11 protein-coding genes are annotated in these 15,805 nt (G+C 41.1%); 3 read left to right on the top strand and 8 right to left on the bottom strand.

The window, feature by feature from the left end; genetic code table 11:
• Positions 1 to 4: 4 nt before the first annotated feature.
• Positions 5 to 880: an ROK family protein gene (locus tag J8Z24_RS16540; protein ID WP_176033835.1), complete on the top strand. Its 876-nt coding sequence runs from the start codon at positions 5 to 7 to the stop codon at positions 878 to 880.
• The gene (locus J8Z24_RS16545; RefSeq protein ID WP_176033829.1) at positions 870 to 3,461 is read left to right on the top strand and encodes a family 20 glycosylhydrolase; all 2,592 of its coding nucleotides are present in this window, start codon (positions 870 to 872) and stop codon (positions 3,459 to 3,461) included. The genes J8Z24_RS16540 and J8Z24_RS16545 overlap by 11 nt, the downstream gene beginning before the upstream one ends.
• 252 nt (positions 3,462 to 3,713) lie before the next feature.
• On the opposite strand, the gene J8Z24_RS16550 is transcribed toward J8Z24_RS16545, so the two are convergent.
• Positions 3,714 to 4,781: a ParB/RepB/Spo0J family partition protein gene (locus J8Z24_RS16550; RefSeq protein WP_252095046.1), complete on the bottom strand. Its 1,068-nt coding sequence runs from the start codon at positions 4,779 to 4,781 to the stop codon at positions 3,714 to 3,716.
• A gap of 414 nt (positions 4,782 to 5,195) precedes the next feature.
• Between J8Z24_RS16550 and J8Z24_RS16555 the strand changes: the two genes are divergently transcribed.
• Entirely contained in the window at positions 5,196 to 5,417 is a 222-nt protein-coding gene (locus J8Z24_RS16555; protein WP_128730455.1) for a hypothetical protein, read from the top strand.
• 122 nt (positions 5,418 to 5,539) lie between these two features.
• On the opposite strand, the gene J8Z24_RS16560 is transcribed toward J8Z24_RS16555, so the two are convergent.
• The 7 genes from J8Z24_RS16560 to J8Z24_RS16590 form a co-directional block, all read right to left on the bottom strand.
• Positions 5,540 to 6,088: a chloramphenicol phosphotransferase CPT family protein gene (locus tag J8Z24_RS16560; RefSeq protein ID WP_088532147.1), complete on the bottom strand. Its 549-nt coding sequence runs from the start codon at positions 6,086 to 6,088 to the stop codon at positions 5,540 to 5,542.
• Positions 6,089 to 6,102: 14 nt separating this feature from the next.
• Complete coding sequence (locus J8Z24_RS16565) at positions 6,103 to 7,341, bottom strand: HlyD family secretion protein (protein ID WP_167508228.1); 1,239 nt, start codon at positions 7,339 to 7,341, stop codon at positions 6,103 to 6,105.
• Position 7,342: 1 nt separating this feature from the next.
• The gene (locus tag J8Z24_RS16570) at positions 7,343 to 9,055 is read right to left on the bottom strand and encodes a cyclic peptide export ABC transporter (RefSeq protein WP_128730453.1); all 1,713 of its coding nucleotides are present in this window, start codon (positions 9,053 to 9,055) and stop codon (positions 7,343 to 7,345) included.
• A 7-nt stretch (positions 9,056 to 9,062) separates the two neighbouring features.
• The gene (locus J8Z24_RS16575) at positions 9,063 to 11,465 is read right to left on the bottom strand and encodes a penicillin acylase family protein (RefSeq protein ID WP_252095047.1); all 2,403 of its coding nucleotides are present in this window, start codon (positions 11,463 to 11,465) and stop codon (positions 9,063 to 9,065) included.
• Between the two features lie 66 nt (positions 11,466 to 11,531).
• Entirely contained in the window at positions 11,532 to 12,530 is a 999-nt protein-coding gene (locus tag J8Z24_RS16580; protein ID WP_147389287.1) for a phosphotransferase enzyme family protein, read from the bottom strand.
• Between the two features lie 88 nt (positions 12,531 to 12,618).
• Positions 12,619 to 15,030, bottom strand: coding sequence for an ABC transporter permease (locus tag J8Z24_RS16585; RefSeq protein ID WP_252095048.1), 2,412 nt, complete (start codon positions 15,028 to 15,030; stop codon positions 12,619 to 12,621).
• Positions 15,027 to 15,734: an ABC transporter ATP-binding protein gene (locus tag J8Z24_RS16590; protein WP_373865579.1), complete on the bottom strand. Its 708-nt coding sequence runs from the start codon at positions 15,732 to 15,734 to the stop codon at positions 15,027 to 15,029. Before J8Z24_RS16590 ends, J8Z24_RS16585 begins: the two co-directional genes overlap by 4 nt.
• Positions 15,735 to 15,805: the final 71 nt, after the last annotated feature.

Raw genomic sequence — 15,805 nt, forward strand, 5'->3', positions numbered from 1 at the left:
GACGATGGATCACTCTTTATTATGTATCGACTTAGGCGGCACCAAAGCCCTTGTGGCTTCGGTTGTCCGCAATGAAGCCCAGCAGCTACGCCAATATACGGTACCCAATCAAGCCGGTGTCGACCAAGTTAACGCCTTCATTATGCGCTTAATCGCCGATAACCTCACGGCTAACACAACCGGTATTGCCATTGGGGTACCAAGTACCTTAGATATACACAGCGGCACCGTGCTGACAACGCAAAATATCCCGAATTGGCAACATGTGCCGCTAAAGTCGTTGTTAGAACAGCGATTTTCGTTACCTGTGGTTGTGCATAATGATGCTAACTGTTTTGCATTTGGTGAATACTTATATGGTCGCCACCATGCCAACAACCTAATTGGCCTCTGTCTTGGTACAGGCATTGGTGCCGGTTTTGTGTTTAACGGTAATTTATATACGGGTAACCATAGTGCTGCTGGAGAGCTAGGCAACTTAAGCTATCTCGGTGGAATTATTGAAGACTATGCTTCAGGACAGTTTTTTCAGCGACAAGGCATTGAAGGAAAATGGTTGGCCGAACAAGCACACCGTGGCGACCCATTTGCACTACAGCAATTTGAGACTTTTGGCAGTCATGTTGGTCATGCACTCGCGCAAGTCGTCATGATGCTCAACCCCGATGTGATTGTGCTTGGCGGCTCTGTCACGCACTCATACCACTATTTTAAAGCGGCTCTCGACGCCAACATGCAGAAGTTACTTGGCGATACGCTGGCGCAATCCGTTCGCGTCATTCCAAGCAGCCTCAGCCATGCCCCACTTCTAGGGGCATATGGACTATTTCATCACTATAAAACTCACCATAATAACAAGGAACTAGCCAATGAAGTTTAACCGGCTTATTGCGCTACTTTTTGGGGTGTCGTCACCCCTTTATGCGCTCGACCAAACCACATTAAACTGGCTGAGCCAGAATCTGGATGTTAACTATACCTTATTAGATAGTAAGCCCAGTACCTGCCCAAAAGCACAACAAAAGTGTTATTACTCAGAGTTGAGCTTTAGCGTAGCCACAGAAAATACCAAAGCAAACCAAGACTTTGCTATCTTTTTTAGCCAACTGATGCCGATTTACCATGTTGAGGGCGATACCTTTACCATCACCCATATCAATGGTGACATTCATAAAATCACACCGACCTCAAAATTTACTGGATTTTCCAGCACCCCTACTACAGTGCGTTTCTACACTAAGGACTCTCAAATTACACGCTCTGAGTTTATGCCAAACTATGTTGTAACGGACGCACAGCTTCAGCTCACCCCACAAATCATCCTCAGCACACAACCTCAACTTGATAACGACACCGGCCTTGAATTACAACCTTATCTAATGCCATTTGATACGCTCAATCAACTGCAAACCAGCAGCAAAGACAAGACGCCATGGATGGGGAGTGAATACTTACATCAACATCAAGTTAGGCCAACGCTTGATGCCGCAACAGGGCTGATCCCAAAGCCCAAGCAACTAACGGTACTGTCTGACAAACGACTGAACCTTGCAGCTGGTATTAATTTGCAACTTTCAGGCGTTTCGGCTGATGCGATTGCCATGGCACAACAGCGACTCAATACTCTCGGGGTAAAAAGCACCAAAGACGGGCTTAAAGTGAATGTCGCTGTAAAGCCAAATAAGCAATCAAGTCCACATTATCACCTGACGGTCGCCGAAAATAATATCTCAATCCAAGCCAATAACAGCGCCGCCGCATTTTATGGGCTACAAAGCCTTGCGGGACTACTAGATATTATCGACTTGAGTATTCCTATGGTGGAGATTGTTGATGCACCAAGATATGACTTTCGTGGTTTACATGTCGACGTTGCCCGCAACTTTCGCTCCAAAGCCTTTATTTTGCAAACCATTGAACAGATGGCAGCATATAAGTTAAATAAGCTGCACCTGCATTTAGCCGATGATGAAGGCTGGCGCTTAGCCATTGACGGTCTTGATGAACTGACCTCAGTAGGCGCTTACCGCTGTTTTGATTTAACCGAAACGCGTTGCTTGTTGCCACAACTAGGCGCAGGCAATGATAAAAATTCGCACATCAATGGCTTTTACTCCGCAGCGGACTATATCGAGATCCTACGCTATGCCAACGCCCACCACATTGAGGTACTACCCTCGTTAGATATGCCGGGACACTCTCGCGCTGCAATCATCGCCATGGAAGCACGCTACAAAAAGCTAATGGCACAAGGCAAGCAAGCCGACGCTGAGCAATACCGTTTAATAGAGCCTGCTGATCAAACACGTTACCGCTCTATCCAACATTACAACGACAATACGCTAAATGTCTGTATTAAAAATACTTACACCTTTATTGACAAAGTATTGAGTGAAGTAAAAGCACTACATGACCGCGCTGGAGTACCACTTCAAACCTATCATATCGGTGCCGATGAAACCGCAGGGGCTTGGCTAAAATCTCCCACATGTGAAAAATTGCGCTCAAGTGTGAAAGATTTTACCAGCTTTAACGGTTACTTCATTGAACGGATCGCAAAGTTACTTGATAAAAAAGGAATACAGGTTGCGGGTTGGAGCGATGGCTTAAGCGATGTACGGGCTGCGAATATGCCAGCTAAAGTACAGAGTAATGCTTGGGCGACATTAAGCGAAAACGGGCACGCGGTCGCCCATCGCTTCGCCAATCAGGGCTGGCAGGTTGTCTTGTCTAGCCCTGATGTAACCTACTTTGACTTTCCATACCAGTCACACCCACAGGAGCGCGGCAACCACTGGGCGAGTCGCGCTATCGAAAGCAAAAAGATATTTGAGTTTATGCCAGACAATCTTCCTGCCCATGCAGAGATCTGGACAAATACCAATAACCACGCCTACGTAGCCAACGACGGCGACTCATCGCTAAACCAAGGGGTGAAATTTTTCGGAGTTCAAGGGCATCTATGGAGTGAAATGCTGCGCAGTGATGCACAAGCACAATACATGCTTTATCCACGGCTCTTGGCGCTTGCAGAGCGGGCATGGCACCACGCAGAGTGGGAATTACCTTATCAAGCTGGTCGTATATACAACCAATCTAGCGGTTATTTTACTGCGAAGTTAAAAGCACAGCGAGAGGCTGACTGGCAACGGTTTGTAGCAATATTAGGCTTTCAAGAAATACCCAAATTAGCGCAGGCTAATATCGCTTTTCGGATCCCAACAGTGGCCGCAACCACGTTGCATTCTGGCAAGCTGGATGCGTTTACCGCCATTCCAGGCTTTGTTATTGAAGCGCAAAAAGCCGATGGACAGTGGCTGCCCTTTTCTCCTTCATTGCGCACTGTGCGGGCACTGAGGGCAAGAGAGCCAATAACAGGAAGAGTCGGTCGCGCAATGCCGTTGCAGCAATCGTATTCACCCTTGGAGTCTCTCACACTAAGGCCAACAAAAGCACGCTAGATAGCGGCAACTACTGCCAATACACTGCAAAGCAAATTGTAGCTCTAAGCTTTAGTTAATTAACCTGAGCTTCGGATAATTAGCTAGCCAAATTCTCGCTATTGGCTAGCGCTTGATGTGTGAATGTTTATGGATAACCTAACCAAGAAACGGCTGGCTTAGAGCAATTATGCAACCTCACGACTATATTTGGTAGCACCTTGATAGCGTCCAAAGCTGCTCGATAAAGGCGCACCAAATATATACCAGCACTTAGTCTTTCTCTAAACGCTCAATTACTTCCGCAATTAAGCTGGTCACTTGCGCTCGGTCTTCCCAATCCACAGCTTCCCAATCAATACCAAGGTCTAATTCTGAAACATCAGTAAACAAGAGCTTTTTCAACAATGAACTCGAAGCAATGTTCTTAATACTATAGTTCTGCTTTTTAATACTAGTTGCACTTTTTCCCTCTAGTGCATCTGATATTTTTGCTCCAATTGCTTTTCGATCACCAATATTCAATACTTTTTTATCGTGTTGGATTTTGTAATCATTTTCAATTTTCAAAACAACTTTTTTTACTTTTACAAAAGAAAAGCTTAATCCATTTTCGTATGCTCGAATGACCTCAGGGTACCTTGTTAAAACATTGTAGTTGTCAAAAGCCCCTAAAGAAATACCAAGATACTTTGCCTTTTCTCTAACAGTAATTCGCTTTTCACCAATTTTAAGGCGAGCTTGATCTAAGTAGTCAACTTCCATCATCGCTGCTAAAAATGCTTGTAGCTTACCGTATTGAGGGAGATCCTCTCTACTGGCATTTTCTTGGAACTGTTTGACTTTTGAGAGTATTGGCTTGCGTGCATAGACTTTAAACTGAGCAACATGGCCAAACCCATAAGCGAAAACCAGTGCAAAAAAGCGCCTGTGTCCAGTGAGTATCTGATACTTACCATCATCAGTAGGGTATACCGTAGGCACTTGTATCATTTCAGATACAGCAATATTTTCTCCAAGTTCAACGATTGACTCTATTGTCGTATTCGCCTTTTTCCATTCGCTTGAACCATATGTAAGACAATTTACAATGCAAGACTTACCAACAAGAACATAGTTCTCCCCGTTGTATAGATCACATAATTTACGCTTGGATATCGCTCTAGATATAAATTGTTTCGCATGCTCATCTTCAATAAAAATACATGGCATAAATCTAGCGTTGGAAATATCCGGAGTAACCGAACTGAGAAAAAGAGATTTATACTCAAATGGTTCGCTATGCAGAAACTCTTTGTTATTCACTGTCGCAAGTAAAAGCTGTTCTAGGTTTTCGGCCATGGTTTCTGAGGACTCCGTAAAGATATTTAGCTACAACAAAAAGGTCATATGCTGACGAAGCATACATCCTATAAAGTTAATGCTCTCATGTTATCTAAAGATAAGATTAAGAGGCATTATTATATTGCAACTCAAAATGGTTTAGTACCTTTTAATAAAATAATTACTAGGTTGAAAATTAGCATTAGCCATCACTTTTGGAGCAAGGTTCATTCTTCCCAAAATCCCAAAAAACAAAATAAAAGCAATAAATTCAATAATTTGAATTCGAACGTTTGCGAGGGTAAATAAGAATTCATAAGTACCAAGCTGCGCTTTTCCTCTGTAACCTTAAAAACAAGGTAATGTGCAGACACATCACTTCAATATTGACCTGTACAACATGTTAAAGCTCAACAGAAAAGTAGGTTATTCATGAAACAAAATACAATGATAAAAATAGAAGAGACACTTAACCATACACTTTCAAACAAAGAGTATGCGCTAATCAAGTGGGCGTATAGCCACGGTTATGCTTCGGGACATACAAATGGCTTAGATGGTATTTTTATTAGTTCCAGCGCAATCCAAGACTTACTAGGTGTAGATTTGCAGGAAAAGTTTGATACTCAAGATTTTGTATCAGACCTTGATTAATCCTTATAATGGTACATAAAACTCAGCCAAAGCATATCACCACAACAAGCCTGGCAAGCTACAAAAATTATAATAAATGAGCCTGCCGGGGCTTACTGATATTAACTTTTAATCGCTATTCATTAGATTTCTATCGTATTACACCTTCTCTTAGGTTTGTGCTGTTGTACATATTCAAATATTTCCTGAGCACACAACGAGGCGCTATTACGAGTCGTATCAACTTCTAAATCATAATCCAAAAAGTTATGTGTAGTTGGGATTTGCTGAATTGATAATCCTATCGGCCTATCTGCTCTTTGTTGCTCTCTGCTAGCTAATACGGCTGGGTCACAATGCACACCAACAATATAAGCATCGAACTTAGACAAGTTGTCTTGGCATGCAGCATGATAAAAAATTTCCTCACTAAACACTGCATCAACGATAATATCAATGTTACTTTCGGTCAGAGCAAAAATACTGCGATGAAAGCCCTGTAATATATCATTTGAGCTATTTTCATCTATCTTCGCGAGCAAAAGCGCATCCTGTCTGTATTTTGCTGGAAAATTAAATAAGAAGTCATCCATGCTAAAATGAAAGTAAGGCTCACTTGCAAGCGCTTGAAACTCTCTTGCAATTGAACTTTTACCCGAGCTAGAAACGCCATTTAAAAAAATACAAGCCATAGATAAACCTTAGGTTATTTAACCCCGAATGATTCAAAGTCAAAAGAGCTAATTTCAGATATTAAGAATCGATCGTCCAAACTGACTGGAGGTAGAAGCTCAATATAATTATCGCTCTCAATGCCAAAATTAACATGCTCTTTGCTCACCCTCTTTCCGCCTTCATCTAGCTTATATAGCATACGTGAAGCTTTTGCATGTTTTAAATAGTTTGGCTTATCGATAAAGTAAGCCTGCTCTTTCTTATTGATAATAATCGCAGCATCAACGCTGAGCTGCGGCCTTGCACCACTCTTTTCATCAAGCTCCAGCGCGACCTCGATCAAAACCGTATTATCAGTAACAACTGGGTCAATTCTGATCACTTTCCCTATTACAGTATTACTTCGTATTCCTACATTGACGCCTTGACCAATAGCAACTTTATCAGCTTGCCCTTGCGGCACCTTGATCATCGCAACTAGATCTGAAGTACTCCCCACTAACGCAATATTTTCTCCAATGGAAAGGCGCTGCCCAACTTCAGCATTTAAAGCTTGTAGCACACCATCTTGACCTGCTCGAACTAACAATTGTCTCTGCTTCTGTTCTAGTGCTTTCAATTCAGCTTCCATGAAGGAGATATTCTTTTCCATGAAGCTCAATTCTTCCTTTTGCACCAAGGCCAACTGTTCTATTTTCTCAGCAGAAAACACCAGCCGCTGTTTGAGTTGCTCAGCTTGGAGTTCTGTTTGCTTATAATCCACAGAGGAAATAATTCCGTCTTTATAGAGGTTGGACTCTGCTACCTTCTTGAGCTTTATTTGTTGATACTGCATTTCAAGTTCAAGATTGCGCTCTTTTTCATCAAGCATTTCTCTTCTATGGTTATTAGCCATCTTCTGCTTTTCAGAGACTAGCTTAAAAACATCTAACTTGGCTTTCTCCACTTGCCGCGAGAGTTCCGGACTCGACAACTCCATAATGATACTGTCAGCGTCAACTTTTGCGCCCGGCTTGAGTATGACTCGCTCAATGGTTGAGTCTACAGGAGCACTAACTTGCTGAAAGGTTCGAGATTGTAACACTCCATAACCTTTCACCTCCTGTATTAACTCACCACGCTTAACCTGACTTAAAATTGGATTCTCTATAGCCCTTTCGGAATTCACGGTAGAGTATAAAAAGCACACCACTGCTATCAATAAAATCGCAGCAAAGACCAGCTTATTATTGATATTGAATGACTTCTTTTTCTCTTTTTTTATATCCACGTTAAGCCTCCACAGTTAATGTACATAAGCTTTCATCTGTTTGCATCGCCGACTTTGTCTTTGTACTGATTGATTTTATCTTCCCCTCTTCCATCGTCACTACTCGATCCGCAATATCGAAATATCGATCATCATGGCTGATCACAATAATCGCTTTTCCTTCATTTTTGATAGCTGGTAAGATTTGAGTATAAAACAGCTCTTTAAAGTGAGGGTCTTGGTCTGCAGCCCATTCATCAAAAATATACAACTCTCTATTTTCAAGAAACGTCACCGCTAATGCCAAACGCTTTTTTTGACCATCAGATAACGATATTGTTGAGAAGACTTTATCCTTAATTGATACTTTATCGCCCAATCCCAACTGGTTTAAGTAGCCCTCAAACTTTTTAAGTTGATCATCAGAATAATTCCCCAACAAGGTATCAAAAAGATAAAAGTCAGTAAAAATGGCACTAATGAATTGACGGCAACTATTTAAATTTTCATCATTGACTTGATTGCTTCCAAAAGATATTGACCCTTTTTCATAAGGATAATGAAGGGAAATAACTTTGCTCAGTGTGGACTTACCTGAGCCATTACCACCCACAATGAAGGTAATTTCATTTTTATGTATATCAAGATCAATCGGGCCTAACGCAAACCTATCAACACTTGAGCCATAACTGTATTCTAGGTTTCGTAACTTCAAGGTGTCCCAACTTTTCAGTGAGATGATTTCTTGACTCGCTTGCTCCTCTGGTAAGTTGTCAAATATATCGTTGATTGCTTTTAAAGATATATTTGCCATTGATATTTGCGGTAATGCATTAAGGAGCTTACTAACTGGAGATGCGATGAACAACAGCGCCATAATAACAGCACTTAGCCTTTCATTTGTGATGGGGTTATAACTAATAAAAACGAAAGCAACGAAGCCGATAACAAGAAAACTGATTAAATCACCGTAATTAATTGCACTCGTAATAATAACACTTCCTTTTTTATCGTTATTGAGCACCTCATATTCATGTTTTAGTAGAAACTTATCAAAAAAGTACTTCTGCTTATCATGATTCATCTTAAGCTCTTTCGTTCCATATAACAGGCTGCGAATTGCCACGTGCAACCTATCAATGTTGTTTCGACCTTTCTTAAAGTAAAGACTACCAATATACATAGGAAGTACATACGAAATAGAGCCAAAGATGATAGCCAATGTGGCATAAACAAAAACCGTCGTGTTTAAATAAAATAGATAGCCCAATATGAAAATCAGACTCACACTAGAGATGACTAGGTCGGGAAAGGTCTTCGCACCTTGCACTACACGGCTAACATCGGTGGTAATAGTGGCCATTAATTTTGCCGAGCCAACATTATCCAGTGAAGAAATTGGTGCTTTGATAATTCGGTTGTAAATATCAACTCTTTGCTGTGTTGTCATGTCCATACCAACCTGCACCAGAATTATTTGTGATACGGTCTTTAGCACCAAAATTGACAAGCAAGACATGAAGAAAAGAAATGCAAAACTATACCTACTAACATCAAAAAACCATACTCTCTTTACATCGTCAGAAACTATTGAAAGCCCAATACCCTCTACTGGAAGACTGTAAGTAAAAATGGGTAGCAACATGGCATACACCACGCCTGCCAGCGCTCCAAAAACAATGGATATGAACAACTTGTTAGGTGCAAAATCGGTAAACTTTTTAAATAAACTCATACTTCAATCACTTTTTTAGATTAATTATGGTTTCAGACACTTCTGTTGAGTCTCGACTAGAACGATGGAATTCAAGATTCAAAAAAGGCTCAACAACATCATCATACGCAGGACTAAATACAATGCCCGACTGCCCTGTAGAGTTCATATGCAGGTGCTTAATCTCACTTTCATTTATTTGGGTGATCTGTCTAAATGATGCGCCTGAAGACTGAATGTAACCTTCCGTTTCAACAAAATCAGCACTTGCCACGTTTACTGTATTCGGAGATCCGCCATTACCAACGCGGCGCTCAAAAATAGAATCCAGCATATTCATGTTACTAAATGGGACGTGTTGATAAACTACTTTGTGTACTTTCCCCCATTGCCACTGTTCCATATCGCTACCTAATAGCAGAGACAATTCATCGATTGCATCAGATAAGGAACTAGATAGCTCTTGCTGGCATCGAGAGGACTGCGATGCAGCACACCAATTATCTGTTTTTGAACTTATCATGCTTGCTAGCTGATCTGCGGAGGTGTTGTTAATAAAGTGTTCAAATACATTGGCTTGTGACGTGCGATGCCATGAAGCTTCTAATTGAGGAGCCAACACTTTTTGTTTCAAATGACGAAACCAACTAAAGTAAATAGCTGCCCCGACACTATCAGCTCCCATGTCTAAGTCCCAAGAACGAAGTATACTTACAGCTTGCTTGTGAACAACGCTATCGCCTTCATATTGAGTGAGCAATTGCACTAACTTCTGTGCACTTAAATCTAGAGTGTCTCCTTGAAAATCAATCATATCTTCTATTGTGAGTGGTGATGACTTTGATGCAATAAGTGCTTCGATCCGCTGTGCCCTGTAGGGTGGAGCCCAATCATGGGAGATAAAGTACGGGTATTCGGAACCCACTATTTTATTATTCGCAGAGACAATATACCCTTTTTCAGGGTTAAAACTCATGGGTAACTCACGGAAAGGAATATAGCCTTGCCATTGATTGGTTGAGTTCCATCCTGGTAAAGGAAATTGTCCCTCTCCATTTTGACGTTGTGGAATTTTCCCAACCGCTTGATAACCAATATTATTATTTTTATCGGCATACAAAAAGTTTAGACTCGGACTACCAACCATAGCTAATGAGCTTCTAAACTGCTCCCAATTTTTGGCATAATTCAACTTAAGAAAACCGTCGAAGCTAGTATCATTTGCATCAAGCGCCGTCCACCGAAGTGAAATTACGTTGTCTACGAAGTTAGTCGCATCTGAAATGATTGGCCCTCTTACTGTTGAGCGCACATCAATCTCAACTGGCTTAAACTCTGGATTTAGACTCGCTGGAAAAGCCTGCTTCACATAAATTTTTTCCCGTCTTACGTCAAATGCTTTCCACTCACCATGCTCTTTGTACATTTTGGCATCTGCGCCATTAATCTGCTCCAAAAATAGATCCTGAGTATCTGCCATCATATTTGTCACCCCCCAGGTGATATCATCATTGTGGCCAAATACAACGACAGGTAAACCAACTAAAGTCATTCCCTGCACATCCAGCTTACTTCCTTTCAAATGTGTGAAGTAGAAGGGAGCAGGAATTTGTAAGTTTAAGTGAGGATCATTTGCTAAAATCGGCCCAGTTCCTTCGGTAAAACGATCGGCGACAACCCATGCATTGCTACCTAAATATTTTCCCCCAACACCTATTTCTTCAAGTGCCGCTTTGGTCTGTATTAGCCCATCAGCTTGATTCAGTATTTCCTGATTAGACACAACCACAGGTGCATCGTTTGGATAATTTTCAATAATTGCTTGTGCTAATTTTGGCTCCAAAGTTTCAGTGGCAGTCATATTCACAACCTCACTCCACATCGTGCCCGATAAATTAAGGGACAACAGCTTCATGATCACCAACGAATCTTGAGGCTGCCATTCGGACATTGTGATATCAAGCAATTGAAATTCTGGCGGGAATGCTATATCTGTCTTAATGTAGGCGTTGATACCATTGGCATAAGCCTCTAGCACAGCGCGTGCCTCACTACTTAAATTATGCAAAGCTAATTCTGCTGCTTTATTAAGCCCAACGGTCCGCATCCATACATCTCGCTGTAATGCTTCGGCTCCCAAAACTTCACTTAACCGTCCTTGTGCCAGACGTCTTTGCAACTCTAATTGCCAGAGGCGGTCTCTTGCATGACTAAAGCCGAGTGCAAAAAATGCGTCATAGTCAGATTTAGCATTTATTGTAATGTAACCTTGCTTATCTTTTATTATTTTTACAGGTTCTGTTATTCCTTCAGATAACCAGTAGGCTTCTTTAACATCAATATTCTTAAAGATGTAACTACCGGTTAAAAACAGCACCAATGCTGTAGGTAAAACTATTAGAAAATATATATTTCTTTTAAAAGGGTGCATACTTAAGTTTCTCTGATCCTGATACTGATAAATTACTGCCTATATCGCTTAGCCACCGTAGTGGTATTAAAGCCAAAGTAATTGCTCACTTGAAATAATGTCACTGGCTATCTGTTCAAACTTTTCGCTGCTGATAGATCCCATAGTAAAGTGAGCTTCTTGTTGTGATTGCCGCTTAAAGTATCTATACCTCAAAATAAGATACTCAAAACAGTCAATCAGATTTATTACTCTTGCAATGGACTCAACTTCAATATTGTCTAGGGGGTGCTGAGTATGGTACCCGCTCAGAAAATGCTTAGCATTTGCTTGATGGCACCGCTCCCTTTGCGCTTTATTTAAGTCACTCATGCTTCCCACACTCGCCCGTATAGCCAACGCGACATCAATGATAAAGTGACAGAAATGACAGCTATCAAAGTCGATTGCATATAGTTGGTTATTTGTTTTTATTAAGTTATTTACAGCTAAATCACCATGATTAAGTCCATAATTCTGACTATTCATTGGCAAATTACTCAGCCACTCTATTTCACTTTGAATAAATAACCTTAGTTCATCATCAATATCCACTGCACAATCATTGAGCAAGTTTTTCACATCGGTTACTACGCTCGCTTCCGTTGGCCTTTTGAATTGCTCAGGACTCATTGAACAACCAACCTTATGAATGCTGCCTAACAGTTCCCCCCACTGAAACAGAAGCTCACTATCAACGTCTGCTATCTCAACCTGTTCTCCAACTAACTTTACAAATGCACTTGCGATATAGCATGACTCATCCGCTTTGACGCAAACTTGCTCAAGTAAACGGTTAAACTTTGACTCTGCAGGCTGACAAGTTTTGACATTATGTGAAGCTAAATAATTTAGCACTTTCATTTCTGCATCGTATAGTGATGTCTGCTTCTTTTCGCTTGGCGTCAGACGAAGTACATAATCCTTATCATGCTGAGTAAAGGAGTAAATGAAGTTCTCAGACTGACTGATACAAACACTATCACCTACCCCCAACCACATTTCATAAGCTTTTTGTACCACTTCTGTGCTTGGTATGTTCATCATACTCTTCTTCTCTCACACTTTGCTCTATCGAGGAAATTGAAAGAACATCTCATGTGTGAGACATTCTTATTTCAGCTTATATCTGTGATTATTCTCCCTTCAGCTTATATATAATTGGGCTGTCTAAGAGTCGTTTCAGTGGGTAACAGCATGCAAATAATGAAATTAGTATTATCATTAAGACTGATATCAGAAGCATCCCTATCGTCATTGAGTCAAACGAAATCATACTGTTAACCTCAGTGGTAAGCCAGAGAATGAAAAGACCCAGGCTACCCAAAGCTAAACCTACAAACACAGGTTGACTAGTGTCACCGATCATTAAGGTGTACAAATCTTTCTTTTTTGCACCAATCGCACGGCGAGTGCCAATCTCTAACTTTCGAAGTTGGAGGTTATAACTCAGTGTTCCATACAAGCCTATTGCGGCTAGAAATAATATCAATATCGTTAAGAGCCCTGAAGTCAACGCTGCTGTAATATCTCCGAAGAGCATTTTTGTATGCAACTCTGATAACATATCAAAGTTGAATACAGTGAACCGAGAATCTACAGCACTTACAATAGTTGCAATTTGCGCACGACTCATCAGTTGTTCCGCTTTAAACTGAAGCATCAGGTAATAGCTAGACTGAGATTCAGGCATATATACTCTGGCGGTATTCGTATCACCAGAAGGAAGAAAGATAGGCTCTACAACGCCAACGACCTCTATTGGTGTACTTCCACGAGTGAAACGCTTGCCGATCACATCTTGGCTGCCGCCATACATTTCAGCAAATGCTTCATTCACTATCATCACCTGAGCACCCGACTGAATATCTGAACTATCAAATAGGCGACCCGCAACAAGTGTTTGTTCTATCATTGCAAAATAGTTTTGGTCAACTTTTTTACCTAGCGGAGTTAGTCTTGCATTATTTTCAACATCTTTCATTGCCCAAGTACTAAACGGGTTAACAGGTGACTTTGCTTGGCTCACAGATGCAATCTGCGGTTGTGCTTCAAGTCTATCCCTTAATGCTCTCATGACTGCGACTGAGGCATCTTTACTGAGCGGCTCTGACGTCATGGTCTTTACTGATAGCTGAGCTTTGTTCTCTACATTAAATCCCTTATCTTTATAGATTGTTTCGATAGCAAGCTGAAATAAAGTGATATTGGCCAGAACTAAACTAGTCACCAACCCAACTTGGCTAATGATCAACAACTTTCTTTTTCTTTTAGATACCTGAACCCCAGTTCCTTTACCACTTGACTGTAACCCTTCTTTTAACTTTTTATAGTTAACGATACTAATCCCAACTTTGGCAAAAAATAATGCAAGGCTCAACGCAGAGACAACTGCAATAACGAAAGTAAATAGCGATAAGCTAAGTTCATTTGCTCTTGGCAATACTTCATTCAAATAGTGTCCCAACAACATAAAGCCGAAACTTGCTATAACTAAGGCTATCACCGTAGATATCCCTAAGAGAACACCAGACTCTGCGAACATTAGCTTGAATAGATCAGACTTTTTAGCTCCGATGGCTGCATGAATAGACAACACAGTTTGACGTTCAACTGTACGAGACATAAATAAATTAAGTAGGTTTACACATGAGATTAATACCAAACCAGTTACACCGCCTAGCAACAGTATCGCCATAACACTACTATCACCCATAATGACATCTTTAAGCGCAACTAAAGCAATTTCGATACTCCACCCGGTGGCTATCCCCTCCTGCTGCCAACGCGAGTCAACAAGCGCTGAAAGTTGTTGTTCTGCCAACTTCATATCAGTATTTGGCTTTATTGCACCCACAAAGAATAGCGCATCACTTACATTGCCCCAGTACTGTCTTTGCGCGTCCTCAAAAGAGTTGAAATCCCAAGGTAGCCATACTTGCGTTTCGTGGCCTGTTTTTAGCAATTGTGGCTCTTTAAAGTCCTTTGCAGCCACACCAATGATTCGATATTTAATGCCTGCTAACATTAAAGTTTTAGACAGAATCTCTGGATCACTACCAAATAGCCCTTGCCAAGTTTGATAGCTTATCACCGTTACTGGATTATAATTATTCAGTGCCTCTGTTTCGCTAAAACTCCGCCCCATATACATATTCATATCAAACATACCTGTAAATTCTGGGGTAACGGCCCCCGTATTTACCGTAGGTTGAGATGGAATTGATGAAATAACATTTTGTTTGTAAGCAATGATAGTCGCATTATCAAAGTAACTTTGGTTTTCGTATAAGTAGACTAGGCCTGGGTACGTAAACGCGTTTGCTCTTGGGCGTTTATCTGGATCTAGCAGCTTGTGCTCGGCAACAAACATATTTTGTTGCTCAGAGTAACTGAGAGGCTTAACCAGAAGTAGATAATTTAGCGTAGCGATACAGAGGAACGCACCGAGCGTGATCCCCATTGTCGTGATAACCGTAAACACAAAGCCAAGTCGATGTCTTAGACTCATCACGGCATCTTTGATCAAGAGTAAACCATTTTTCACGCGACTTTCTCCGCTACTGCAGGGGCTGGTTGGATCACACCATCAAGTAGATACAATCTTCTTTTCGCCATATCAGCATAGCGAGGATCGTGAGTTACCATACAGATTGTAGTCCCTTTGTTATTTAGGTCAGCCAACAGTCCCATCACAAGATCACCACTTTTCGAATCTAGGTTACCAGTAGGCTCATCCACCAATAATATGGCAGGTTTTTTTACCAACGCGCGAGCGATTGCCACACGCTGCTGTTGACCACCTGACAAATAATTCGGCTTATGATTTACCCTGTGGCTCATATCTACCAGCGCAAGCACTTCGTTTACTCGCTGTTCCACAGCTTTACTATCTAGCTGGGCGTTGCCATAGCGCAAAGGAAGTGCAACATTATCAAAGACTGTCAATTCATCAATAAGATTAAAAGATTGAAAAATAAACCCAATTTTTTCGTTTCTAATTTCCGCTAACGCATCATCAGATAACCCTATTATATTTTCGCCTTCAATTAGGTATTCACCATCTGTTGCGGTGTCAAGCAGTCCTAAAATTGATAATAATGTTGATTTACCACACCCTGAAGGCCCTGATATTGAAACAAATTCGCCTGGTTCAATAACGAGATCTACACCTCTTAGCGCATGTGTATCTACATCTTCCATTTCAAAGACTTTAGTAACTTTTTTTAGTGTTATCTTTGCATTACTCAAAATATTGACTCCCAATAAGATGCATACATGTCAAACTTGACCAATTTAAAGCCCTAGTTAGTAGGCCCTAA

Source organism: Pseudoalteromonas sp. SCSIO 43201 (assembly GCF_023716725.1).
GTDB lineage: Bacteria > Pseudomonadota > Gammaproteobacteria > Enterobacterales > Alteromonadaceae > Pseudoalteromonas > Pseudoalteromonas peptidolytica.